16 protein-coding genes and 1 pseudogene are annotated in these 23,872 nt (G+C 62.4%); 8 read left to right on the top strand and 9 right to left on the bottom strand.

Going from position 1 to position 23,872, the window contains the following annotated elements:
- The first annotated feature begins 219 nt into the window (after window positions 1–219).
- The 4 genes and pseudogenes from M0D65_RS10930 to M0D65_RS10915 all read left to right on the top strand — a co-directional run bounded on the left by M0D65_RS10930 (window position 220) and on the right by M0D65_RS10915 (window position 5,059).
- Window positions 220–1,104 (top strand): LysR family transcriptional regulator, encoded by an 885-nt coding sequence (locus M0D65_RS10930; protein WP_091013553.1) that lies wholly within the window; start codon window positions 220–222, stop codon window positions 1,102–1,104.
- Between the two features lie 235 nt (window positions 1,105–1,339).
- A complete protein-coding gene (locus M0D65_RS10925; RefSeq protein ID WP_266252683.1) occupies window positions 1,340–2,641 on the top strand; it encodes an MFS transporter in 1,302 nt (433 codons plus the stop codon).
- A 26-nt stretch (window positions 2,642–2,667) separates the two neighbouring features.
- Window positions 2,668–3,419, top strand: a pseudogene (locus tag M0D65_RS10920) (Asp/Glu racemase).
- A 71-nt stretch (window positions 3,420–3,490) separates the two neighbouring features.
- Window positions 3,491–5,059 carry an alpha/beta hydrolase domain-containing protein gene (locus M0D65_RS10915; RefSeq protein WP_266252682.1) on the top strand — a complete coding sequence of 523 codons (1,569 nt, stop codon included), beginning with the start codon at window positions 3,491–3,493 and terminating at the stop codon, window positions 5,057–5,059.
- 41 nt (window positions 5,060–5,100) lie between these two features.
- On the opposite strand, the gene M0D65_RS10910 is transcribed toward M0D65_RS10915, so the two are convergent.
- Complete coding sequence (locus M0D65_RS10910; protein ID WP_266252681.1) at window positions 5,101–6,264, bottom strand: hypothetical protein; 1,164 nt, start codon at window positions 6,262–6,264, stop codon at window positions 5,101–5,103.
- Between the two features lie 228 nt (window positions 6,265–6,492).
- Between M0D65_RS10910 and M0D65_RS10905 the strand changes: the two genes are divergently transcribed.
- Complete coding sequence (locus tag M0D65_RS10905) at window positions 6,493–6,882, top strand: VOC family protein (protein WP_266252680.1); 390 nt, start codon at window positions 6,493–6,495, stop codon at window positions 6,880–6,882.
- 42 nt (window positions 6,883–6,924) lie between these two features.
- On the opposite strand, the gene M0D65_RS10900 is transcribed toward M0D65_RS10905, so the two are convergent.
- Window positions 6,925–8,337, bottom strand: a complete 1,413-nt coding sequence (locus M0D65_RS10900) for a methyl-accepting chemotaxis protein (RefSeq protein ID WP_091013528.1) — start codon at window positions 8,335–8,337, stop codon at window positions 6,925–6,927.
- A gap of 447 nt (window positions 8,338–8,784) precedes the next feature.
- Between M0D65_RS10900 and M0D65_RS10895 the strand changes: the two genes are divergently transcribed.
- Window positions 8,785–9,552 carry a class I SAM-dependent methyltransferase gene (locus M0D65_RS10895; RefSeq protein ID WP_266252679.1) on the top strand — a complete coding sequence of 256 codons (768 nt, stop codon included), beginning with the start codon at window positions 8,785–8,787 and terminating at the stop codon, window positions 9,550–9,552.
- A 24-nt stretch (window positions 9,553–9,576) separates the two neighbouring features.
- Here M0D65_RS10895 and M0D65_RS10890 read toward each other — a convergent pair whose 3' ends face one another.
- Window positions 9,577–10,542 (bottom strand): alpha/beta fold hydrolase, encoded by a 966-nt coding sequence (locus M0D65_RS10890; protein WP_266252678.1) that lies wholly within the window; start codon window positions 10,540–10,542, stop codon window positions 9,577–9,579.
- A gap of 162 nt (window positions 10,543–10,704) precedes the next feature.
- Between M0D65_RS10890 and M0D65_RS10885 the strand changes: the two genes are divergently transcribed.
- On the top strand, window positions 10,705–11,373 hold the full coding sequence (locus M0D65_RS10885) for a TetR family transcriptional regulator (RefSeq protein ID WP_266252677.1): 669 nt from the start codon (window positions 10,705–10,707) through the stop codon (window positions 11,371–11,373).
- 119 nt (window positions 11,374–11,492) lie between these two features.
- Here the strand turns inward: M0D65_RS10885 and M0D65_RS10880 are convergent, their stop codons facing one another.
- From M0D65_RS10880 to M0D65_RS10870, 3 genes are all read right to left on the bottom strand, one after another.
- Window positions 11,493–12,665, bottom strand: a complete 1,173-nt coding sequence (locus M0D65_RS10880; protein WP_266252676.1) for a tetratricopeptide repeat protein — start codon at window positions 12,663–12,665, stop codon at window positions 11,493–11,495.
- A 121-nt stretch (window positions 12,666–12,786) separates the two neighbouring features.
- The gene (locus tag M0D65_RS10875) at window positions 12,787–13,467 is read right to left on the bottom strand and encodes a PspA/IM30 family protein (protein WP_091013517.1); all 681 of its coding nucleotides are present in this window, start codon (window positions 13,465–13,467) and stop codon (window positions 12,787–12,789) included.
- 378 nt (window positions 13,468–13,845) lie between these two features.
- Window positions 13,846–14,472, bottom strand: coding sequence for a hypothetical protein (locus M0D65_RS10870; RefSeq protein ID WP_266252675.1), 627 nt, complete (start codon window positions 14,470–14,472; stop codon window positions 13,846–13,848).
- A 478-nt stretch (window positions 14,473–14,950) separates the two neighbouring features.
- Between M0D65_RS10870 and M0D65_RS10865 the strand changes: the two genes are divergently transcribed.
- The gene (locus tag M0D65_RS10865; RefSeq protein WP_266252674.1) at window positions 14,951–17,446 is read left to right on the top strand and encodes a penicillin-binding protein 1A; all 2,496 of its coding nucleotides are present in this window, start codon (window positions 14,951–14,953) and stop codon (window positions 17,444–17,446) included.
- 499 nt (window positions 17,447–17,945) lie between these two features.
- On the opposite strand, the gene M0D65_RS10860 is transcribed toward M0D65_RS10865, so the two are convergent.
- Genes M0D65_RS10860 through M0D65_RS10850 form a run of 3 tightly spaced genes read right to left on the bottom strand, consistent with a single transcriptional unit; the run spans window position 17,946 to window position 23,712 of the window.
- The gene (locus M0D65_RS10860) at window positions 17,946–19,469 is read right to left on the bottom strand and encodes an efflux transporter outer membrane subunit (protein WP_266252673.1); all 1,524 of its coding nucleotides are present in this window, start codon (window positions 19,467–19,469) and stop codon (window positions 17,946–17,948) included.
- A 2-nt stretch (window positions 19,470–19,471) separates the two neighbouring features.
- Window positions 19,472–22,618, bottom strand: coding sequence for an efflux RND transporter permease subunit (locus M0D65_RS10855; RefSeq protein ID WP_266252672.1), 3,147 nt, complete (start codon window positions 22,616–22,618; stop codon window positions 19,472–19,474).
- Window positions 22,615–23,712 carry an efflux RND transporter periplasmic adaptor subunit gene (locus M0D65_RS10850; protein ID WP_323136726.1) on the bottom strand — a complete coding sequence of 366 codons (1,098 nt, stop codon included), beginning with the start codon at window positions 23,710–23,712 and terminating at the stop codon, window positions 22,615–22,617. Before M0D65_RS10850 ends, M0D65_RS10855 begins: the two co-directional genes overlap by 4 nt.
- Window positions 23,713–23,872 lie beyond the last annotated feature (160 nt).

The following is a 23,872-nucleotide window of genomic DNA, read 5'->3' as shown; positions in this document are numbered from 1 at the left end:
GGGCAATGAAGAAATCAGGCATGTGCCCGACCGGAAACGGCGACCACATGGTTAAGGCATTGTATGGGCGCTAATCAAGCCGGTGGCTCCCTATCCGGTCAAATAGTCGGTCAATCCGGTCAAACTGATTGTATTGGGTAGCCTTTTCGATGGTGCGCGGTACAGTGATGCGGCCGTATGTGTTCCGCCGACCTTTCCCGATGACGAGCGCCAATTGCCGTGAAACTCGACCCTCTTTCCTTGAGATTATTCGTGCGGGTCGTCGAGGACGGCACTATCACGAGCGTAGCCACCCGTGAGCATATTGCCGCGGCGGCAATCAGCCGACGGCTCAGCGATCTCGAAGAGGCACTCGGCACACCGCTGCTGGTACGCACGAATAAAGGCATTACGCCGACCGCGGCCGGGATCAATCTCTCGGTCATGGCGCGCGACGTGCTGGACGATCTGCAAAACATCGTCACGCGGATGCGGGAGTTCTCCGACGGGACCCGCGGACTGGTGCGACTGCTCGTCAATATCTCGGCGGTGTCGACCTTCATCCCGCCGCTTGTCAAATCGTTTGGCGAACGCTATCCGGACGTGCAGTTCCGGTTGATGGAGCGCGACAGTCTGTCGATTACCGAAGGTATCGCTGAGAACCTGGCTGACATAGGCGTCTTTACCAGCCTGCCATACAGCGCCGATATCGAGGTCTATCCGTTTCGTCATGACGAACTGAAAGTGCTCGTGCGCGAGGATCATCCGCTCGCTGCGCGCGAGTCGGTTACGTTCTCGGAGGTACTCGACTACGAGCATGTCGTGTTGCGTACCGGCACTCATCTGCGCCTGCGCATGCTGACGGCTGCGGGGCAAGCCGGTAAATTGCTGCGCTCCCGGGTGGAGGTCGCTTCTTACGATGTGCTGTGCAAGATGGTCGAGTGCGGTGTCGGGATCGGCGTGCTGCCCGCTGGCATTGTCGAGATCTATGCGCTTTCGGGAACACGTACGCTAGCGCTTGAAGATTCATGGGCGAGCCGCGAACTCTCCGTTTGCGTGCGTCGTGTCGACGCCCTGTCGCCCGTTGCGAGACTCTTCTTTGACCACCTGCGCGCCTCCCGCTGAAACCTTGCCGGCTGCCATCGCGTTTCGCGATGGCACGGTCGCAACTCGTTGATATACAGGGTTTCGCCAGCCCCCTACGATAAGTCAATCGAGGCCGAGGTCCGCAAATTTACAAAGACAGCGGCCGGGTCAACGACATGTCTGACAGACGCAACCTCGCGCAAACCAATGCTTGCGCAGTGAAGGTGCGCGCTCCATGCATGCAAAAAACCAGACAAAGGAAATCGGAGGAGCCATGGAGACGTTGCGAGAAACACAGGTAATGGAGATCGGAGTTTCGTCGCGATTCGTGCGTTACGCGACGCTCGGCGGTACGTGGGGAGCGTGGCTGTTCGATGCCCTCGATGCAACCATCTTCAGCTTCGTGATTCTTTCCATCGCACACACGTTCGGGGCAACGCTCGGGCAGGTTGTCTCGATCGTCGCCTGGTTCCTGCTTGCGACGGGCGTAGGCGGCCTGCTGCTAGGGAACCTGTCTGACCGGATCGGACGTAAGCGTGCGCTGCTGATCTCGGTACTGACCTATGCGACCGGTACCTTGCTATGCGGCTTCGCGCATAGCGTCACCGAACTCAGCGTGTATCGCTTTGCCGTGGGCATTGGAGTGGGCGGGCTGTGGTCTGCCGCCGTCGCGCTGGTAGGTGAAGTGTGGCCGGCCTCCGGCCGCGCTAAAGCCATGGCGTTCATGCAGACCGGCTGGTCGGCGGGCAGCCTTCTGGCGGCCGTCTTCGCGTGGACGCTGCTGGACGCCTCCGATCCTGCCTCGTGGCGACGTCTGTTCATGATGTCGGCAGCGCCCGCCTATTGCGTTGCGCTGCTGATTCTGGTGTTCGTCAGGGAATCGCCAGTCTGGCTCGAGAACCGCGAGTTCCTGCGTCGTAACAAGACCAGGGCGGGGCTGCTGCAGATATTCAACGCGGATCTGCGCAGAACGACCCTGCTTGCACTCTCCATCTCGATCCTCGGCATGTTCGGTTACTGGATCATCATGACCTTCACGCCGATCTACCTGCAGAGCGTCCTGAACGTGAGGATCGATCAGGCGCCGGTGTTCCTGGTATGGACAGGGGTGGGTGCAACGCTCGGTTATCTGCTCTATGGCGTCCTGGCGGAGCGTGTGGGTCGACGTCAGGCGTTTGCGGTTTTCTTTCTCGGCATCGCACTGGCTGTGCCGATCTTCGCCTATGGCGCACGCATGATTCCGCTGTACGACGGCCGGCTTGCGTGGACGACTGGAAACATTGCTGGCATCGGCGGGCTTTCCGCTTTGCTGGGCTTTTTCACGGGCTATTTCAGCGGATTCGGCGCCTGGTATGCCGAGCTGTTCCCGACCAGCGTCCGCTCCACGGCGGCCGGGTTCTGCTTCAACTTCGGCCGCGTCGGTGCGATCGCCGGCATCAAGCTGGTGCCGATGCTGATCCCCATCCTGGGTTTCACGCTGACCTATTGCATGGCTTCAGTGACCTACCTGTGTGCTGCCGCGCTGGTGTTCACGTTGCGTGAGACAAAGGGCGCGCAATTGACTAGCGGCAACTGAATTTTTCCAATCAACCGGAGCAGTTTATGAAGAGCTATCGAATCGGCCAGATCGTGCCGAGTTCCAATACCACGATGGAGACAGAAATCCCCGCGATGCTCAATGCACGGCAGGCCTTGTTTCCGGAGGAACGCTTCACCTTCCACTCGGCGCGCATGCGCATGATGCACGTGACCCCGAGGAACTGAAGAACATGGACGTGCAAAGCGACCGCTGTGCAGCGGAATTGATCGATGCGCGATGCGACGTGCTCGCGTACGCATGTCTCGTAGCGATCATGTGTCAGGGGCCGGGATACCATCGTCAGTCCGAGTCCCGGCTGAGCCGGGTCGCAGAGGAGAACGGGGTGCCCACACCGGTGATCAGTTCGGCCGGTGCACTATGCGAAGGAATCAAGGCGATGGGTTTTCGCAAGGTCGCCATTCTCACGCCCTACATGAAGCCGCTCACGCAGCAGGTCGCCACCTATATCGAAAGCGAAGACATCGAGGTGACGGACACCCTCAGTCTCGAGGTTTCCGACAACCTCGAAGTGGGGCGCCTGGATCCGATGAATCTGCTTGAACATGTGAAACGGCTCGATGTCAGCGAAGCCGACGCCGTCGTATTGTCCGCCTGTGTACAGATGCCCTCGCTGCCCGCGATCCAGCTGGTCGAGGACCGTTTGGGCAAGCCAGTATTGTCGGCAGCGGTCGCTACCGTCTATCGCATTCTCAAGACCCTTGATCTGAAGGCCGAAGTACGCGGCGCAGGGCACCTGCTTTCCGGACAATTCTGACCAGACGCCGGGTAATGGCACCGTGCCTGGGACAGTTAATCAGTCGGACCACCGACGTGCGGAGACTTTGGATGACACGTGCGCATTTGACCTCTATGGCCGTCATGATCACGGCGCTCATGACTGGCATCGGCTTCCCGGCTTTAGCCGATGCCAGAGTCACCCGACTGGAGATTACCTCGAAGCAAAGCTACGGCACGTTCAAACCCGGTGAATTCGAACACTGGGAAGGTCGCATCTTTGGTGAACTGCAACCCACCGAGAAGATTCGCGACATTGAAAAGGCACCGAGAAATGCCGATGGACTCGTCGAGTACTCAGCAAAAATCTCTTTGACCTTTCCGAAGGACCCGAAAAGCGGCAACGGTGTGCTTCTGGTCGACATTCCTAACCGGGGTCGTCCCTATGCACAGGCGCTTTACAACAGCCCGCGTGATGAGCCGTTTGAGGCCGGCGCGACTGAAGCGGGCACGGGCTTCCTTCAGGATCGAGGTTTCGCTGTTGCTGAGGTGCAGTGGGAACTGGGTAAAGGTGCCGACCTGCCTGTGTTTATCGACGGATCAGGACGGCAGCGCTTCATCGAAGGTGTCGGCTTCGCAATTGTCAGAGACGCCGCCGATTTCCTTGCGCATGCTACGTCCGATAAATCCGGCACGGCCAACCCCCTGCAAGGCGCTGTCATGTGGACACTCGCATCCGGCAAGTCGCAATCGGGGCGATACCTTAAAACTTTCCTCCTGAACGGTTTCAACATGACGGAGGGGCATCGCGTATTCGACGGCATGCATATTTTTGTCTCGGGCGCGGGCATGTTGCCCATCATGCAATCGGGCACGGGGCCGCAGTCGAGCGCTGCCGAGGTTCCGACTTTCGGTAACCCCGAATTTCGCGGCGTCAACGATGGCGTGCTGACCATCGGCGACGTCATTCAACGGGTCAAGGCGCGAGGTGAGAATCCCCCTCGCATGATTCTCATCAACTCCACGACCGACTACTTCTCGCTGCGAGCATCCCTGTCGCGTACCGGGGCCGAAGGGACGGCCGAGCGGCGCATTCCGGACAATGTCCGCGTGTATGACATTGCGGGTGCATCCCACGTCGTTTTGCGGGAGACCCACTGCGAACTACCACCGGCCAGACTGGATTGGAGTCCGGTTTCACGCGCAACGCTACTGCACCTGGAAGACTGGGTGGTGAAGGGAACTGAGCCGCCGGAAAGCCACCTCATGCCGCTTGTAGATGCCAAAAATGATCCGATGGTTCTGCACGCGCCGAGTTATCTGCCCAAAGCGATAGTCGAAATCCCGAAGCGTGACGAAGATGGAAATGCTATGGGAGGGGTAAGGCTCCCCGACATGGAGGCGCCGCTCGGCACGAACGCGCGGCAAAATCCACCGCTTTCTTTTCTGTGCATGCTTGCTGGCGCCTACGTCGCGTTCCCCCGAACACAGGCGGACGCCGAAGCAGCGCACGATGGACGTCGTCCCGTTCTGGAGCGATACACGACGCGCGACGAGTATGTGAACCGTGTTCGACGCGCGACGCGCGAACTTGAGCGGGACGGCTTCCTCCTGCCCGACGACAGCGCGATCATCATTCAATCGGCTGCAGCAAGTCCTCTCTGGCATACGTCGCCGTGATCGGGTGAGCTGTCGACAGGTTTATTGCGCTCTACTTATATCTATCCGCCGAGTGTGATCGGCTTGATGGCTGCGCGGCCACTCGGCATGAGCGCGTCGCAGCGATAGATGTTGTCCTGGTTCGGCGTTTTCGACCACGGGTCGGAGTTCCAGGCGAACCAGGTGATACCGACCAGACGGCGCTGGGCTGCGATTTGTGCAAAGTCTCGATGGACTTCCTGAACGAGCAGCGTACGACTCGCATCCTGCGAGGGGCAAGAAAAGTCGCTATTGGGAAAACCCCATTCGGTGACCCAACAGGGTTTGGCGCTCCCCGAGGCACCCTGTACACCACATTCCGCGAAAGTGACGTCGTCCAGGCGGGCAGCGCGCGCCGCGGCCGTGGCGGCATTGCCCGGTTGTGCGGACGAGGGATAGGTGTGAATCCCGTACGCATCGACGAGCGAATCGAGACCGTGCGCACGAAGAAACGCGAGCGTTGCAGAGAGACTGACCATGTCTTCTTTGCGGTTGTTATAGAGCTTCGCACCGTCCTGCGCATCGACGAACCCGGCGGAGATGATCGGCGTTTTCCGGTTGATGCTCGAATGGTCCCGCACGTCTTTGAGCACCGCGAGGATCTTTAGGTACTGGAGGAATCCTTTGGCGATCTGCTTGCCTTCGGGATCGTGGGCAAGATCGGCGAGACTGAGAATCTTGCCCTCGCCGGGTAACGGAAACTCGGAGTTGAAAGCCGCCCAGTTGATCTCGTTGCCGAGCTCGACGCCGGCAAGTGCGATGCCGTTGGCGTCCAGCTGATCGAAGATGAACTGGAACGATGCACGCGAGAGAGTCGGGTCGGCAAGGGACAATGGAGGGCCGCTCCACATCTGCGGAAAGAGTGCGGGCTGATAGGGGCGCCTGGGCGCATCGGGCGGGTAGGTCGGACTGATGCCGAGCTGTAGTTTGATGCCCTGCGCGGCGGCCCGTTTGGCGTAATCGATACCTTTGGCGTCGGCCGTGATGCCGCAGCGGATCACATGCACACCCGCGGCCTTCAACTGGGCGAAGACAGCGTTCTGGTCGGCGATGCTGGCACGCATCGGGTTGACTACGTTCACGCCGATGACGACATTTTCTGCATGTGCTGCTGTCGATAGCAAGCATGCGCACGCAGTGAGCGCGCCGAGCGTTGCCCAACCGTACCGCCCAATTATTCCGAGCATGGATTTCTCCGCAGCCAGTGGGTAGCCGACACAAAGCCGTCATCATCGATGGCAGTCAGTGCGACCGGAAGCGGGCGGGCGTGGGGTGACCCTTCGCTGTCGTGGAGGTGATGGTAGAGGAGGGAGCTTTCTGTTGGCTTGTGGGGCGTGCCAGCGTGTACAGTAGTTTCGGCCGCAGTCATGCGGTTTTTCCGGCATTCCCAACCACCTTTCTTACCACGACCTTCCATGCAGACACGTCTCAGAGTTGCCCGCCCCGTCAGCGATCTTGCCAGGTCGGAGCGCATGTATTGCGCCGCGCTCAACCTCGTTGCGCTGGCGAGATTTCATGATCATCAGGGGTTCGACGGTGTGATGCTGGGAAGGTCCGGCATGGACTATCACTTCGAGTTCACGCAGTGCCGCACGCATCCGGTTGCGCCGTCGCCGACGCATGAGGATCTGCTGGTGTTTTATGTGCCGGACAGCGAAGAGTGGCAATCGACTTGTGACCGTCTGGTTGAAAACGGTTTCGTTGGCGTGCCGTCGTTCAATCCGTATTGGGATGTGTCGGGGCGGACGTTCGAGGACCACGACGGTTATCGCGTGGTGCTGCAGAGGGCGGCGTGGTCTCTTTGACGTAGTGGCGGTAGAGACAGGCTTGCGTGTGAAGCCGGTCGCTCAAACCCTATACCCAATCCGCAACCCACCCCAATGCCGCCCGCCGACAAAAATCGGCACGGACACATCCTTCATCAGCACGAACGCATTGCCACCCATATCGCGCCGATACGTTTGCAGTAAAAAGCGCTTCGTATGCGTGCCCGCGGCGCGCCCGGTGCGATCGTCGAAGAGTCGCCGGTTGCGGCAATGCGCCGCGTTCCATACGGGGTCCGTACCCTGCGGCTGCGAAAACTTCAGGTTATGTGTCGGCAGGTAACCGTGTGTATCGACGGCGGCGCAGAACGCGACGCGCGGATCGAGTGAAAGCAGCGGCTCCTGGATCGCGGGCAGCACGCGATCGGTGAACAGCGTGAAGCGCGTCATGAACTGCGGCGGATTCGTGCCGGGCATCGGCGCGTAGTGCGCGTCGAACAGATCGTCGAGTGCGATATCGCCGCGGGCCACCGCGGCCTCAAAGGTCTTGCCGATTTTCTCGGCAGCATGTTGGGCCGCTTCGATAAACGGCGTATCGGTCGTCTCGACACCGGCTGCCGCGGTCAGTTCGATCAAGGTCTCGGACACACCGAGCAGATTGCCGAGCCGGTTTTTCGCCTGCACGAAATTCTCGCTCGAATCCTCGACACCGCCCGCCAGTTCCAACACCTGCGCTTCGAGCCCGTTGCATTGCGTTTCGATCTCGCCGGTCAGCGTCGCGATCTGGCTTGCTTCGTCGTTGAGTTGCGTGATCGCGTGACCGGTTGCGTGAACGACATCGCCGATCATGCGCGTGCCTTCGCGCACACGATGGGCGCGTTCGGTGTTGACCGAACCTTCCGCAATCAACTGCTCGGTCTGCTGCGTGAGTTGCGCGAGCGTCGTTTCGATCTGACCGGTGGCCTGCGCCGTTTTCGCCGACAGATTCTTCACTTCGGCCGCCACCACGGCAAAGCTCTTGCCCGAATCGCCGGCCCGTGCTGCTTCGATCGCGGCATTGAGCGCGAGCAGATGGGTTTGTCGCGCGATCAGCGAAATCTCTTCCGACACGCGGCTCACATGCGCGAGCGCGGCACGCAGCGCGCCGATCTGGCTTTCGATCACCGTGACGCCTTCCACCAGCCCGTGAATATCCGCGAGCGATGTTTCGAGCGTCTGCTGCGACTGCTCGACGCTCGTTGCGGCCCGCGCGCTGACGCTGCGCATTTCGCGAGCGGCTTCGGCGATACGGTGATTGCCCGCCATCGTTTGCGCTGCCGAATCGCGTAACGCCCGGCACACATGGGCCTGATTCTGGATGCGCGTGGCTACTTCGTCGACGTGGCCGGACACATCGCAGATCTCGATGCCCAGGGTACCCGCCTGAGCGGCGATATCCCCGACTACCGTACGCGAACGGGCGGGGTTGCGCAGACGGGAAAAACTGAAGCGCGGCATGACGGTGTCTCCTGATCGATCCCACGCGAGAGGTGGCGGGATTGGCGGCAGCGGGGTCGTCGCTGTGCTGCACGAACGCCTCGCCTGCTCTCCGCGTTTACGGCGCGCGCACGCGGAACTTGATACGGGATGTCCCGTGGCCGATATCATGCGGATTCGTCGGCAGGTTTTCGCCTGCCTTGTTTTTGCTTGTGCCTTGAATTAACACCGCATGCATCGATGATCGAAGGATTTTTCCGCGTCGGACTCTGGCACCAGCTTGTCCAGCTATGGGAGCTGATCGTGCTCGTCTGCCGCTTTGTGTGGGATCTGCTGCGTTTTCTCGGCGGTGGATGAAAGCCCGACGTCATGCATCGAGCGGTGAACTCGGGTAACGTTGGATGCGCGTCGCGCAATGCCACGCAGGCCGCTTCAATCGCTTACGTTCCGTTACAAGAGGATCCCCCGATGAGTTTCGATTCCACCCAGCGCTTCACCGACCGCGTCGCGGACTACGTGAAATACCGGCCCACCTATCCGCGCGACGTCGTCGATTTTCTGCATGGCGAGTGCGGGGTAGCGGACGATGCGCGGGTGGCCGATATCGGTGCGGGCACCGGTATTTCGACGAAGCTGTTTCTCGATGCGGGCCATCCGGTGGTCGCGGTCGAACCGAATCAGGCGATGCGCACAGCCGCCGACGCATGGCTTAGTAGCGCACCGTCGTATCGCAGCGTCGCCGGCACCGCTGAAGCGACCACGCTCGACACGCACAGCGTCGATCTGGTGATCGCGGGCCAGGCGTTCCACTGGTTCAATCCGGTGACGGTACGCGACGAATTCGCGCGCATTCTCACAGCACAGGGACGTGTCGCGCTGTTCTGGAACAGCCGCTTGCTAACCGGCTCAATGTTTCTCGAAGAGTATGAGGCGCTGTTGCAGCGCTACGGCGTCGACTATCGCGAGGTCGCCGATACCTATGGCGACGATGCAACGATGGTCCGCTGGTTCGGTCCGCGTTTCGTCGGCAGCGGATGTTTCCCGAATGCACAGCAGCTCGATTTCGACGGACTGAAAGGGCGCCTGATGTCGTCGTCCTATGCGCCGAAGGAAGGGCATCCGAATCACGCGCCGTTGCTCGCCGCGCTGCGCGATCTGTTCGAGCGCACCGAACAGCACGGCACGATCGAATTCAGGTACGACACGCGAGTTTACGTCGGTCGCGCTACGGGCTGATGGTCGGCTGAACGGCCCGCACGTTCAGGCCGGCTGCACCGCCGTTTTCTCCACGAGAAACGCGCGTAAATCGCGCAGTACCTGCTCGGGCGATTCTTCCATCGGAACGTGCCCGAGCGTCGGGTACATGATCGAGCGCGAGCCCGGAATACGACGCGTGAATTCCGCGGCGTGCGCAGGCGGAATCCAGCGGTCTTTTGCACCCCACAGCACGAGCGTGGGCACGTCCAGCGTCTTCATGGTGTCCGTGTCGACTTCCTTGAAATCGAGCGTCGGCACCATCTTGCCGATCGCGGTGCGCGCGCCTTCCGCATGGAAAAACTCGATGTAGCGGCGCAGCGTCGTCGGCGACAGCTTGCGCGGATCGCCATAGACATTGCGCACCGCGCTCTTCACGATCGGCTCCGGCAGCCACCAGGGCGAGCTTGCGCGGACCAGCGCGTAGTTGAACAGGTCGATGTAGATCGGCAGCTTCATCGGAAAGCCGGCGGAGTCGATCAGCACGAGCTGCTCCACCGCCTCGCGATGCCGCACCGCGTAATCCCACGCAATCATGCCGCCGAGAGAATTGCCGATCAGCGTTGCACGCGTCACGCCGATTGCCTGCATGAACGTATCGATGAAACGCCGGTAGGTCGGCAGGTTCATGGTTTCGATGCCGCCCGACGCGTTGCGCAGCGGCCCCGTTACGCCGAACGGCGGCAGGTCGAGGCGAATCACGCGGTACTCGCGCGCAAGATCGCCGGCGATGCCATCCCACGTATGCAGCGATGCGGCGAAACCATGGATCATCACGAGCGTACGTGGGCCCGTGCCCTGTTCGACGTAGTGCACGTCGCCGCCCATGATCTGCACGAATTTCGAGCCGCTCTGCGTGTAGCGGCTGCGCAGATCGGCGCGCGGCACACTGGTGATGCCCAGCCGCGCGGCGAGCGAGCGGCGCGGCAGCGGAGCCGGCTGTGCGGGCGAGATGGATTCGAGGCTTGCCATGTGATGTGTCTCCCTGACCGGCGGCTGTTGCCGCCTCAGTGTTTACCGCAATGTCTACAGGTGTCTACCGTATCTGGCAGAGAGTAGACAACTGTACACATCCCGTCAAGATCGTTTAGAGTGCACGCATATCTGGCCTTCCACGCCGTTTTGCAGGACATCATGGAATTTGAACCCGGCATCGAACCCGAGCTTGATCTGGATCAGGAGCTTGCCCCGGGCAAGCGCAAGCTGATCGAAGCGGCGCTGCGGCTCACGGCCGGCGGCCGCAGTTTCGCAACGCTCGGTCTGCGCGAACTGGCTCGCGAGGCGGGGCTCAACCCGAACACGTTCTATCGTCATTTCGATACGCTCGACGCGCTCGCACGCGAGGCGGTCGCCTGGGTGAGCCGGCGTCTGCGGCCGATGCTGCGTCGCGAGCGCTGGCTTGCCGCACACGACGAACCGATGAGTGTGCCGCGGCGCGCCAGCGCGGCGTTTTTTGCGTTCGCACTCGACAATCGCGAGGCGTTTCTCAGCGCGCTCGCCGAATATCACGGCACGTCGCCCGCGCTGCGCGAAGCGGTGCGCGCGAACCTCAACGAGGTCGCCGCCGAAATGGCCGACGACGTCGTGCAACTCGAGCTGATGCCGTCGCTATCGCGCGCAACGATCGATGAAATCTGCACGCAGATCGTGCTGCAACTGTTTCATCTGTCGCACGAGTACATCGTGAACGCGGTGAATCGCGAGGCGCTGGTGGACTACGCGGAGCGTTTCATCATCCGGTTGTTTGCTGGTGCGATCGTGCTCGTGCAGCACGATCCGGCCGCGCCGGTGGCAGCGTCGTGAGCCGGTAGCGTTACGCGCTGTGTATTGACGGGCGTTGATGAAAAAGAAAAACACCCTGCGGGCAGCGCGCACGCAGGGTGTCGGAACAACGGTACTGCGATGTTTGAAACGGTGATCGCTTACGTATCGGACCAGCCGCCCGAATCGTCGTTGCTGCCCATATCGACGCCGCCACCCCCGCCGCCATCGTTCCAGTCGTTCGATCCCCGACCGAAATCCAGACCGCCGCCGTTATCGCCACCGGCGGCGCGACGTCGTGCTTCTTCATCGTCGACAACCACGTCACGCTCGACGACCCGGTCGCGGCCCGAATTCAGCGCTTCGCCGAGCAGTACACCGGTGAGCAGTCCGCCCATGCCGCCACCGAAACCACCGCCTTGCTGGACGATGACGGGCGGCTGCTGTTGCGGATAGTAGGGCGGCGGCGGTTCCTGCGAACGGCCGAAGCGTTCATCCGCTTCGCGGGCATACGGCGACTGGCCGGGTACCGGTGCCGCGCCGGCAGGGTACGGATCGGGGCGACCATCGGCGCGCGCTTTCAGGCTTTCTACGCGACGGTCGAGTTCGTCGAGCTGATAGGGCGGCACCGGGTTCTTGCCGTTCGATAGCGTTTCGACCTGCTCGCGCAATTGTCCTTCGACGCCTTCGACTTCTTTCTCGAGCACATCGTGTCCGGGCGCGGTGGACAAACGCACGTCGAGCTTCAGCGAACGCACGGCATTCAGCAGATCGGTGGCGCGTTTCAATTGCGTGCGGCGTTCATCGTCGCTACGCGTATCGTCGTTCGAGCGAGCGCGTCGCAGCGTCCAGCGCAGTACGAACGCAATCACCGCGATGAGCAGAGCGATGCCGATCCACCAACCGATCGACGGGCCGTGGCGTTGCGGCGCCTGCGGCGCAAACGCCGTGGTTTGCTGCTGAACGATCGCATTGCCGGTGCGGTTCGCAGGCGCGGCGCCTGCGCTCTGCTCGGCGTTACGGCGAATCCGCGCTTCGGTCTGCGCGAAACGCGTCGGATCGGTGAAGCGGATTTGCGGATCGAGTGTCTTCGCCTGCTGGATCTGCGCGAGCGCGTCGCCGGAGCGGCCTTCGCGATCGAGCACCTGGCCGTACAGGTAGTGCGCGTGCGCATTGTTCGGATGCGCTTCGAGCACCTGGGTCAGGCCGCTATCGGCCTGTTGCCAGTTGCCCTGGGACATCGCCGATTCGATCTGCTGAACGCTCGGCACCGCGAACGCAGCGGTCGAAGCGAGCATCAGCGACAGACACGCTGCTGCGAGGAATTTCTTCATGATGCGGACCGGGCGGCTAGCCGCCCGTCTCCATGTGTCGACCGGAACCGGTGCAGGGCACCGGTGCCGATTTCATGCAAGATGGTTGCGCGGTAGTGAGATACCCGTCCTGCCAACCAGACTACTGCGCAGGCGTATTCAACTGCTTCTTCAGTGCTTCGAGACGGTCTTCGACAGACGGACCGCGGTTCAGATCCGCGAGCTTGTCGTCGAGGGCCTTGCCGCTTTTCGTGTCGGCGGAATTAAGCCGTGCGTCGGAGCGCGCATTCGACAGCGCCACCTTGTCTTCGAGCTTCTGGAAATCTTCCGACAGATTCTTGCCGCCGATCCCACCGAGCGCGCTGGCCGCGACATCCTTGGCCTGCGCGATCTGCTGCTTCGCCTGAAGAATATTAGAGCGCGCATTCAGATCGTTGCGGCGCTGACGCATGTCGTCGATCTGCTGCTTGAGCTGGTCGACGGAAGGTTCCAGCGTGGACAGTTCGCTCGCGAGCGCATTGCGTTCGGCTTCCGCGTTCGCCTGGGCGCCGAGCGCTTCGCGCGCGAGGTTTTCATCGCCCGATTGCAGCGCGCGCTTCGCGCCGTCTTCGTACTTCTTCGCTTTATCTGCGGCGACGTCGCGCTTGCTTTGCTGCGTGGCGACCTGCGCCTGAATCTCGATCAGCGAGTTTTCCGCTTTCGCGATGCTGTCGTCGAGTTCGCGAACGATCTGCCGCGAGTCGCGCGACGGGTCCTGCACGGAATCGGCAGCGTCGTTGAGAAGACCCTTGAGCGTGCGCGAAATGCTGTCAATAAGCGACATGAAACCCTCCATTGATTGAAAACGGCGCCCGGCGTCCAGCGCCAGCCTGCGCCGCGCGAAAAACGCGTGCTGCACAGGCTGTGCGCAGCGGTGCCGACCCGGACATCGGGGCGCCCATGCGAATTGCAATAGTCCGGCCACGAATAAGCTGCTGACGATGCTACCTGTGGCGAAAGATCGTAAAAGGTCCTAAAGGGCCAGACTGTCCGCGGATATTACACCACGGCCTCCCTTAAAACGGTCTTAAAACGCCGGTTTCCAAAACCGTTTTACATGTGTTTCAAAACGGTATCGTGAACGTCTATTGGCAGTGTTTTTTATTGTCGTTTTTGTCGCTATTCGCAGATCGTCGACGTTGTACGTTGCAGCGCTGGCCGGTCAGGCGAAATGTCCGTCGGGGGTTGCCGGATCGGGGTGCGAGTCGTCTTCTTCGGAACTGGCCGCACGGCGCGTGCGGGGTGCTTTGGCGGCGTTTGCAGCGAGAGACGCAGCCTTGGCCGCAGTCACGCGCGCAGCGGCTTCTGCGGCTGCCTGCAGGTCTTCGGCGCTGGTGTCGGTTAGTGGTGCATCGAGCGCGCCGGCGGCTGCCGCGACCGCTGCCGCGGTTGCGGCGAGCGCGTCGTGATGTGCTCGCAGTGCGTCGGGTATCGATAGCGGGGCGCCGTGATGTTCGCCGAACGGCGCACCGGCGGACGATGGATCGGACGTGTCGCGCGGTTCGACCACGGGCGCGGCTTTTGTCGCTGCACGCGGTGCAGTACGCTGTTTCGTCGCAGTGCGCGCGACGCGTTGCAATGCTTCGTTCAATGCATCGGGTTCGCGCGGCGCATTGAGCCGATCGACGATGCTGGCGGCCTTCACCTGTTCGCTGGTCGCGCCGAAGCTGAGCACGGCCCGGCGCATCAGTTCGCTGACGCTGATCCCGAGGTCTTCCGCGCTCGCGGCGATCGCGCGTTTCTGCGCGGGCGTGACGAATACGACGATGCGTTCGGTAGGCTTGTTCATGATCCGCTCACGTGCCTTGTTGACTTCGTTTCCTGCGGGCGCGGGACGCTACGCCGTGTGCGCCGCCGCCTGATGACTTCATCATAAGTCGAGTTGCCCGGATGCGAAACCGGGCGGCACATGAAAATGCCGTGACTTCAACAAGTTGTACGCTTTTCGGCGGGTTTGTCCACAGGGTGTTCAACATTTTCTGTTGATAACCGTCGGGCATCGCACAGACCGGCCGGACGGCGTGTCCGCGCGGTACAAACGGGGTGGCGTGGGCGTCCGCGGGACCATGAGTGAGGGAATTCTTACAAAAAAACTGGCAAACAGGCCGCTCGATTTCTTTAGAATGCGCTGTTAAGTTGCGCCGGCATCTTTGTCCGGTGCACCATGCGGCACCCCGGGGCTTGGGGCCGCATGGCGGTGTCTGCCTCGCGCAGCGCCGTCCGTTCGGGCGCCGAAGATGCGCCGCGACGCGCCAACCATTCCAGTCATGCCTATCATTAAACGACCGCATTCTTCCCAGTCGCCCGGCCAGTCCGGAGATCGCGAACCCCGCTTCAACGCCGGAACCCCCACGGGACGACCGCGCGAAAACCACACGCCGCGCCGACGTTCGTTCGGCGTGACGCTCGCGCTGTGGTTTGCCGGATTCTTTGCGACGCTCGCCGTGATCGGTTCGCTGATCATCGGTTATGCGCTCGTCGTGATGGGACCGCAATTGCCGTCGCTCGATTCGCTGACCGACTATCGTCCGAAGGTACCGTTGCGCGTCTATACCGCGGACCACGTGCTGATCGGCGAATTCGGCGAAGAGCGCCGCAGCCTCGTGCGCTTCCAGGACATCCCCGACATCCAGAAGAAAGCGGTCCTCGCCATCGAGGATTACCGCTTCTACGAACACGGCGGCGTCGACTTCCTCGGTATTCTGCGTGCGGGGATTGCCGACCTGATGCACGGCGGCGCATCGCAGGGCGCGAGCACGATCACGATGCAGGTGGCGCGCAACTTCTTCCTGTCGAGCGAAAAGACCTATACGCGCAAGATCTACGAAATGATGCTTGCGTACAAGATCGAACGCGCGCTGACCAAGGACCAGATTCTCGAGCTGTACATGAACCAGATCTATCTGGGCGAGCGTGCCTACGGCTTTGCCGCGGCCGCGCGCGTGTATTTCGGCGAGGACCTGAAGGATGTCACGCTGGCGCAGGCCGCGATGCTCGCGGGGCTGCCGAAGGCGCCGTCCGCGTATAACCCGGTGGTCAATCCGAAGCGCGCGAAGATTCGCCAGGAATACATCCTGAAGCGGATGCTCGATCTGAAGTACATCACGCAGGATCAATACGATCAGGCCGTGAAGGAAGACATCCATACGAAGACGGCCGGCAACGAATACAGCGTGCATGCGGAGTACGTCGCCGAAATGGTGCGCCAGATGATGTACACGCAATACCGCGACGAAACCTATACGCGCGGCCTGAACGTGACGACGACGATCGATTCCGCCGATCAAACGGCAGCTTACGATGCGGTGCGCAAGGGCGTGATGGATTACGAACGCCGCCATGGCTATCGCGGACCGGAAGGGTACGTCGAATTGCCGCCGCCCGGCGACGACCGCGATCAGGCGATCGAAGACACGCTCACCGATCACCCCGACAACGGCGAGATCATCGCGGCTGTCGTGACCGCAGCGGGGCCGAAGCAGGTGACGGCCCAGGTGCTCGACGGTACGGTTGCGACGATCAGCGGCGACGGACTGCGATTCGTGGCCGCTGCGCTATCGCCGCGCGCGTCGCAGACGCTGCGCATCAAGCCCGGTTCAATCGTACGTTTGATTGCCGATGCGAAGGGCAACTGGCAGATCACGCAGTTGCCGCAGGTGGAAGGCGCGCTAGTGTCGCTGACGCCGCAGGACGGCGCGATTCGCGCGTTGATCGGTGGCTTCGATTTCAACAAGAACAAGTTCAATCACGTAACGCAGGCCTGGCGTCAGCCGGGGTCGAGCTTCAAGCCGTTCATCTATTCGGCGTCGCTCGAGAAGGGTCTTGGGCCGGCTACGATCATCAACGACGCGCCGCTGTATTTCCCGCCGACGACACCCGGCGGCGACGCATGGGAACCGAAGGACGACGATCAGCCCGAAGGTCCGATGTCGATGCGCCTCGCATTGGAGAAGTCGAAGAACCTCGTGTCGATCCGCATCCTGTCGTTTATCGGCACGAAGTACGCGCAGGACTACGTTACGCAGCGTTTCGGTTTCGATGTCGACAAGACGCCGCCGTACCTGCCGATGGCGCTCGGCGCGGGTCTCGTTACGCCGCTGCAGTCAGCGGGCGGGTACTCGGTGTTTGCAAACGGCGGCTATCGCATCAATCCGTATCTGATCGCGGAAGTGGACGATGCGCGCGGTGAACCGCTGTCGAAAGCGCAGCCGCTCGTGGCCGGCCGCGACGCGCCGCAGACACTGACACCGCGCAACGCCTACATCATGAACAGCCTGCTGCACTCGGTGGCGACGGCGGGCACGGGTGCGGGGACGAACGTGCTGCATCGCTCGGACCTGCAGGGCAAGACCGGTACCACGAACGATGCGAAGGACGGCTGGTTTGCCGGTTATCAGCAATCGCTCGTCGCGGTGGCGTGGATGGGCTACGACCAGCCGAAATCGCTCGGTAGTCGCGAATTCGGCGCTCAACTCGCGCTGCCGATCTGGGTCGAGTACATGCAACGTGCGTTGCGCGGCGTACCGCAGGCCGAACCGGCAATGCCCGATACCGTCACGACGGTGGATGGCGAGCTGTTCTTTGCCGACGCTACGCCGGGCAACGGGTTTGTTGCGAGCATCGGGATGGATGCGGCGAATCCGCTCGCGGGCGGAACGGATGCCGTGGGTAATCCGGGTGGGCTGACGCCGCCTCCGGTGCCGACCGTATCGTCGGGTGAGAAACAGCAGATTCTCGATCTGTTCGAATCGAACAAGCCTTGATCGGGTCTTGATCCCGTCGTGCGTGGACGCTGTGTGCGTTCACGCACGGCGTATCGGCCAGCAGCAGCGGAAAGCTGCCTTCATTCAAACACCTGGCATGGTTGTCCGGGTGTTATCAACAGGTCTTTCAACACAATCTGTGGACAACGTCGCGATCCGCGCAGGGTTGCGTTGCGCGACCGTGTGCGGACGCAATCGCCCGAGTGTGTCGTTGTCGTCGGCCCCTAGTCTGTGCGGACCTGCATGACTGCGCACCCGCGACGGCAATGCCATTCACATCAGATAGTTAGAGTCGCTGCGCGATACTTATCAACAGCTCTGTCAACAGAAACTGGGGATAACTCCGTCGTCACACGATCGCGTTTTGCATCGATCGCGTGACGACGCGACACTTTTCGCATCACCCTGCAAAAGCACTGTGCGCTCAACGCGTTAGCGCGCTTGTCCGAAGGTTTTCAACAGCCTGTTCAACATGAACTGGGGATAACCCCGCTGCGATTCAGTCGTGTGCGGTGCTGGTCGATGCTGGTGAGGCCGTCGCTGTTGTCGTTGCCGCAGATGTAGATGCAGTCGCAGGCAGCGGATTGCCCATCGCCTGGAACAGCGTGGCCGTATCGGTGAGCCGCGCGCCCGTGTAGCGAATTTCATCGAGTCGCGCGTTGCGATATTGCTGTTCGCTCGAACGCGTGTTCGTCACCGCCACCGCACCAAGGCGATAGCGTGCCGACGTCTCGGTGAAGATCTGCTGCGCGAAGCGCGCCGCCGTACTCGCGGCATCGAGTGCCTGCGCATCGTGTTCGAGCGATGCGAGCGTATCGGCGACGTTCTGGAACGCGGCCAGCACAGTCTGCCGGTATTGCGCGACCGAGGCCTCGTAGGTATCGACGGCTGCGCGGCGTTGCGCGAACAGCGCACCGCCGTGGAAGATCGGTTGCGTGAGCGACGCGCCGATACTCCAGAGCGCACCCGCGCCCGACGTCGCGAGCGGCCAGCTGAAGCCGCCTTTGCCCATCGACGCCGTCAACGACAGGCTCGGAAACATCTGCGCGGTCGCGACACCGACTTCGGCCGCGGCGGCTTTCAACGTCGCATCGGCGGCGCGGATGTCGGGCCGCGCACGCAACAGATCGGACGGCACTGAAACCGGCACGTTTTCAGGCACATGCAGGCTGGCGAGATCGAGATCGGCCGGTGCGGCGTCGGGCGTGCGACCGAGCAGCACGGCGAGCGCATGGCGCGTCGTCAGCCATTGCTGACGCAGGCCAGGCAGACTCGCCGACAGCGTTGCCGCGCTCTGTTGTGCGCTGAGCAGATCGCTGTGCGATGCCGCGCCGAGTTCGTAGCGCCGCTTCGTGTCGTCAGACTGCTGCTTAGCGAGCACGACGAGACGCTCAGTCGTGTCCACCTGCTCGTGCAGTGCTGCCGCGTTGATAGCAGCGGACACGATGTTTGCCGCGAGCGCACGGCGCGCCGCATCGAACTGGTACGCCTGGGTGTCGACGCGGGCCGCCAGTGCCTTGTCCGCGAGACGAGCAGCGCCGAACAGGTCGAGCGTGTAGTTCGCCTGAATCTGGCCGACAAACACGTTGTAGAGCGAGGTGTTCGGGCCGAGGCTCGGAAAACCGAGCGCCCGCTCGCGGGTCGCCTGACCGTTGGCGTCGATCGTCGGCAGCAGCGAGCTGCCGATCTGCGCGCGCAACTGTTCGTGCGCGGCCGCGAGGTTTTTGTCGGCGGCGGCGAGCGTCGGGCTGTTACGCAACCCTTCGTCGACCAGCGCGTTCAGGTCGTCCGACCGATAGAGCTTCCACCATTCGGGCACCGCTTGTGCGCCGGCGACGAACCGTTGCGTGACGCCGTTGGCCTGTACCGTTTGAGTGGGTTGCGGTTCGGCGCCGTAATGAGCCGGTTGCGGCATCGCAGGCGGCGCGCCGTTTGGACCGAACGAACACGCCGCGAGCGCGAAGGCGAGGGTGGCGCCGCACGATAGGACGGTTGCAGTACGACGCAAGGAAGAGGTGTTCATGATCAGTTTCCCGAATGCGCGGATGCGTCGGTGTGCGGATCGCGCTCGCTGCCGCGCACGCGGAACCACGTTGCATAGAGCGCAGGCAGATAGAACAGCGTCAACACCGTGGCGCTCGTGATCCCGCCCATCAGCGCGGTCGCCATCGGTCCGAAGAAGTTCGAGCGCAACAGCGGGATCAGCGCGAGGACCGCGGCGGCGGCGGTCAGCGTGATCGGCCGGAAGCGGCGCACAGTGGCGCCGACAATTGCATCGAATCGTTGATGGCCGGCCGCGATGTCCTGCTCGATCTGGTCGACGAGAATCACCGAGTTGCGCATGATGATGCCGAACATCGCGATCACGCCGAGCATCGCGACGAAGCCGAATGGTTGACCGAACATCAGCAGTGTCGCGACGACGCCGATCAGTCCGAGTGGCGCCGTCAGCACGACCATCAGCACGCGCGAGAAGCTCTGTAGCTGGATCATCAGCAGTACGAGCACGGCGATCACCATGATCGGCATCTGTGCGTTGATCGAGGTTTGCCCCTTCACGCTTTCCTCGACCGCGCCGCCGATCTCGATGCGATAACCGACCGGCAGCGTGCGGCGAATCGAATCGAGTGCGCCGTCAACCGCATGCGTGACGTCGATGCCCTGTGCATTCGCGATGACATCCGATTGCACGGTGATCGTCGGCTGGCGATCGCGTTCCCACACCACGCCGTATTCGAGGTCGTTGCGCAGCGCGCCCAGCGTGCCGAGCGGCACCGGGCCGTTAGGCGTCGGCATCGCGAGCGTCAGCAACTGCGACGGGTCGACGCGTTCGCTCTTCGGTGCGCGCAGATCGACGCTGATCAGCTTGTCGCGCTCGCGATACTGCGTGACGGTGTAGCCCGAGAGCGTCATCGCGAGGAAACTCGAGACGTCGTCGGAGGTGACACCGAGTTCGCGCGCCTTCTTCTGATCGATCTCGAAGCGCACCGAACGCTCGGCCGGTTCATCCCAGTCGAACTGCACGTTGGTCGTGTGCGCGTCGGCACGCATCGTTGCGGCAACGCGTTCGGCGATTGCACGTACGGTCGCGATGTCGTCGCCGCTCACACGGAACTGCACCGGGTAACCGACCGGCGGGCCGTTTTCGAGCCGGGAGAGCCGCGTGCGGATGGCGGGAATTTGATTGCGCAGGATCGGTTCGAGCCACTGCGCGAGTTTCTCGCGATCTTCGACGCTCTTCGCCGTGACGACGAACTGCGCGAAGTTCGCTTGCGGCAATTGCTGGTCGAGCGGCAGATAGAAACGCGGCGCACCGGTGCCGACGAAGTCGACCATATGATCGATTTCCGGCCGACCATCGAGCGTCTTCTCGAGCCGTTGCGCTTGCCGCAACGTTGCTTCGAACGAAGCGCCTTCGGGTAGCCGTACGTCGATCAGCAGTTCGGGGCGATCCGAACTCGGGAAGAACTGTTGCGGCACGAGCGTAAAGCCCGCGAGCGCCACGACGAACAGCGCGACAGTGATGCCGAGCACGACGAAGCGTCGTTCGATGCACCAGCTGATCCAGCCGCGCAGGCGGCCGTAGAAGCGCGTGTCGTAGATGTCGTGTTCGGGTTCGTGTTGCTGAGCGGCGTCATCCGTGTGTGCCAGCGCAGGCGTTGCGCGCTTGCGCTCGGGCAACAGGTGATACCCGAGCAACGGGATCAGCACGACCGCGGCAAGCCACGACGCGATCAACGCAATGGCGGAGACTTCGAAGATCGAGCGCGTGTATTCGCCGGTACTCGATTTCGCTAGAGCGATCGGTAAAAAGCCGGCTACCGTGACGAGTGTGCCGGTCAGCATCGGAAACGCGGTGCTCGTATAGGCGAACGCGGCCGCGCGGGTCCGGGTCCAGCCCTGTTCGAGCTTCACCGCCATCATTTCGACGGCGATGATCGCGTCGTCGACAAGCAGGCCGAGCGCCAGCACGAGCGTACCGAGCGAGACCTTGTGCAGCCCGATATCGAACAGGTACATGCACAGCGCGGTCACGGCGAGCACGATCGGAATCGAGATCACGACGACCATGCCGGTGCGTACGCCGAGCGACACCAGGCTCACCACCAGCACGATCGCGATCGCTTCGGCGACCGCTTCGAGGAAGTCGTCGACCGAGTGCGACACGGCGTGCGGCATGCTCGACACTTCGACGAGTTTCAGTCCCGCAGGCAGCGATGCGCGTAGCTGCGCCATGCTCGTGTCGAGCGCCTTGCCGAGGCGGATTACGTCGCCGCCGGGCTGCATCGTCACACCGATACCGAGCACGTCGTGGCCGCCAGCGCGCATGTGCGTCGACGGTGGATCGTCGTAACCGCGCTTGATCGTCGCGATGTCGCCGAGGCGGAACGAACGGTTATTGATGCGGATCAGCGTATCGGCGAGCGCTTTCACGTCGCCGAACTGGCCGGTTGGGCGCACGAAGACGCGGTCGTCGGCGGTGGTTAGCGTGCCCGCGGGCGAGACGCTGTTCTGCGAGTTGATCGCCTGGGCGAGCTGCTGCGGAGAGATGCCGAGACGCGTGAGCTGCGTGTTGGCGATCTCGATGTAGACGTGCTGGTTCGGATCGCCGAAATAGTCGACCTTGCCGACACCCGGCACCCGCAGCAGAACGGTCCGTAACTGATCCGCGTAGTCGTGCAGTTGCGCCGCGGAGAAACCGTCGCCCTGCAGCGTGTAGATATTGGTGTAGACGTCGCCGAACTCATCGTTGAAGAACGGTCCCTGCACGCCGGGCGGCAGCGTCGCCGCGATGTCGCCGACTTTCTTGCGCACCTGGTACCAGGTTTGCGGCACGTCGGCGACCGGCGCGGAGTCCTTCATCGTGAAGAAGATCATCGATTCGCCGGGCCGCGAGTAGCTGCGCAGGAAATCGATCGACGGGGTTTCCTGCAGCTTGCGTCCGATCCGGTCGGTGACCTGTTCCTGCACCTGCCGCGCGGTGGCGCCGGGCCAGAAGGTCTGGATCACCATTACGCGGAACGTGAACGGTGGATCTTCCGATTGCGCGAGCCGCGTGTACGCCATGATGCCGAACAGCGTGGCGAGTGTGATCAGGAAAACGACCAGCGCCTGATGCCGCAGCGCCCACGCGGACAGATTGAAGCGTCCTTCTTCGTGTGCTGCGCTCATGACGCGAAGTCCTCGGGATGCAGCGGCGCCATCACGCGGACCTTTTCGCCTGCGGTGACCGTATGCACGCCTTGCAGTACGACGCGTTCGCCGTTCTTCAGGCCGTTGGAGATGGCGACAGTACGTTCTTCGTAGCGGGCAACCTGTACGCGGCGCAGTTCGAGCACGTCGTCGGTGCGCACGACCCATACGGCCGGCGCGTTACCGTCGTGGAAGAGGGCGGTGGCGGGCACCGTGAACGACGCGGCGGACTGCGCGGCGTTGCCGTTCAGCGCGACGTCGGCAGTCATGCCGAGGCGCACGTCGGTGCCGGGGTTTTCGAGCGTGAGCCGCGCACGCCATGTGCGGCTTTGCGGATCGGCGGCTGGCGACAGTTCGCGCACGCGCGCGGTAAAGCTGCGGCCGGGCAAGGCGGCGAGTGTGACCTTCGCTGTTTGTCCAACGGCCAGCGCGGCGAGCGCGCTTTCCGGCGCATCGACGACGATATCGATGTCGCCGCTCCACGCGAGGTTGTAGACGGCCTGTCCCGCGGATACGTTTTGCCCTGTGTCGGCCTGCTCAGAAGTGATCACGCCGGCATGGTCGGCGGCGAGCGTCGCGTATTGCAACTGGTCTTTCGACAGCGCGGCCTGCTGCGCGGCCTGGTCGCGCTGGGCGCTCGCCGAAGCGTACGAATCTTCAGTCTGTTCGAGCTGTGCCTGGGCGATCAGGTTGTCGCGAGCCTGGGCGCGGTCGCGATCGAGTTGCTGCTTCGCGTACACCAGACGATGCTGCGCGGCGTCGAGCTGGGCTTGCGCGCTGGCGGCGTTTTTCTGCGCATCGGCGGGGTCGAGGCGCGCGACGATCTCGCCGCTCTTCACCGTATCGCCGAGCCGCACCCGGCGCTCGACGATCTTGCCCGCAATCCTGAACGACAGCGGGGTCGAATAGCGGGCCTGGACTTCGGCCGGCAGCGTCATGGTGTTGGGCCGCCCGTCTGCCTGTACGGCGGTGGCAACGACGGGCCGCGGTGTGGGCGCGGCAGCTTCTTTCTTCTGGCACGCGGCAAGCAGGACGACGCTGGACAGAACCAGCGCGCACGCTGCGCGGCGCAACGGCACGGGCCGTCGGGACGAAGGGCGCAGCGCCTGTGCTGCGCGAGAACCGGGACGATTCACGATGACTCCGATCTACAGAAAGCGAATAAGGGCACGTTTGTAGACAAGGAGACGAAGCTCTTGCCTAAAATGCTGACTCGCATTCTAATACATACAT

The sequence above is a fragment of the Paraburkholderia sp. CHISQ3 genome, assembly GCF_030464945.1.
GTDB classification, from domain to species: Bacteria; Pseudomonadota; Gammaproteobacteria; order Burkholderiales; family Burkholderiaceae; genus Paraburkholderia; species Paraburkholderia megapolitana.
The sequence above is the reverse complement of the archived record's forward strand: the minus strand, read 5'-3'. Positions and strand labels throughout refer to the sequence as shown.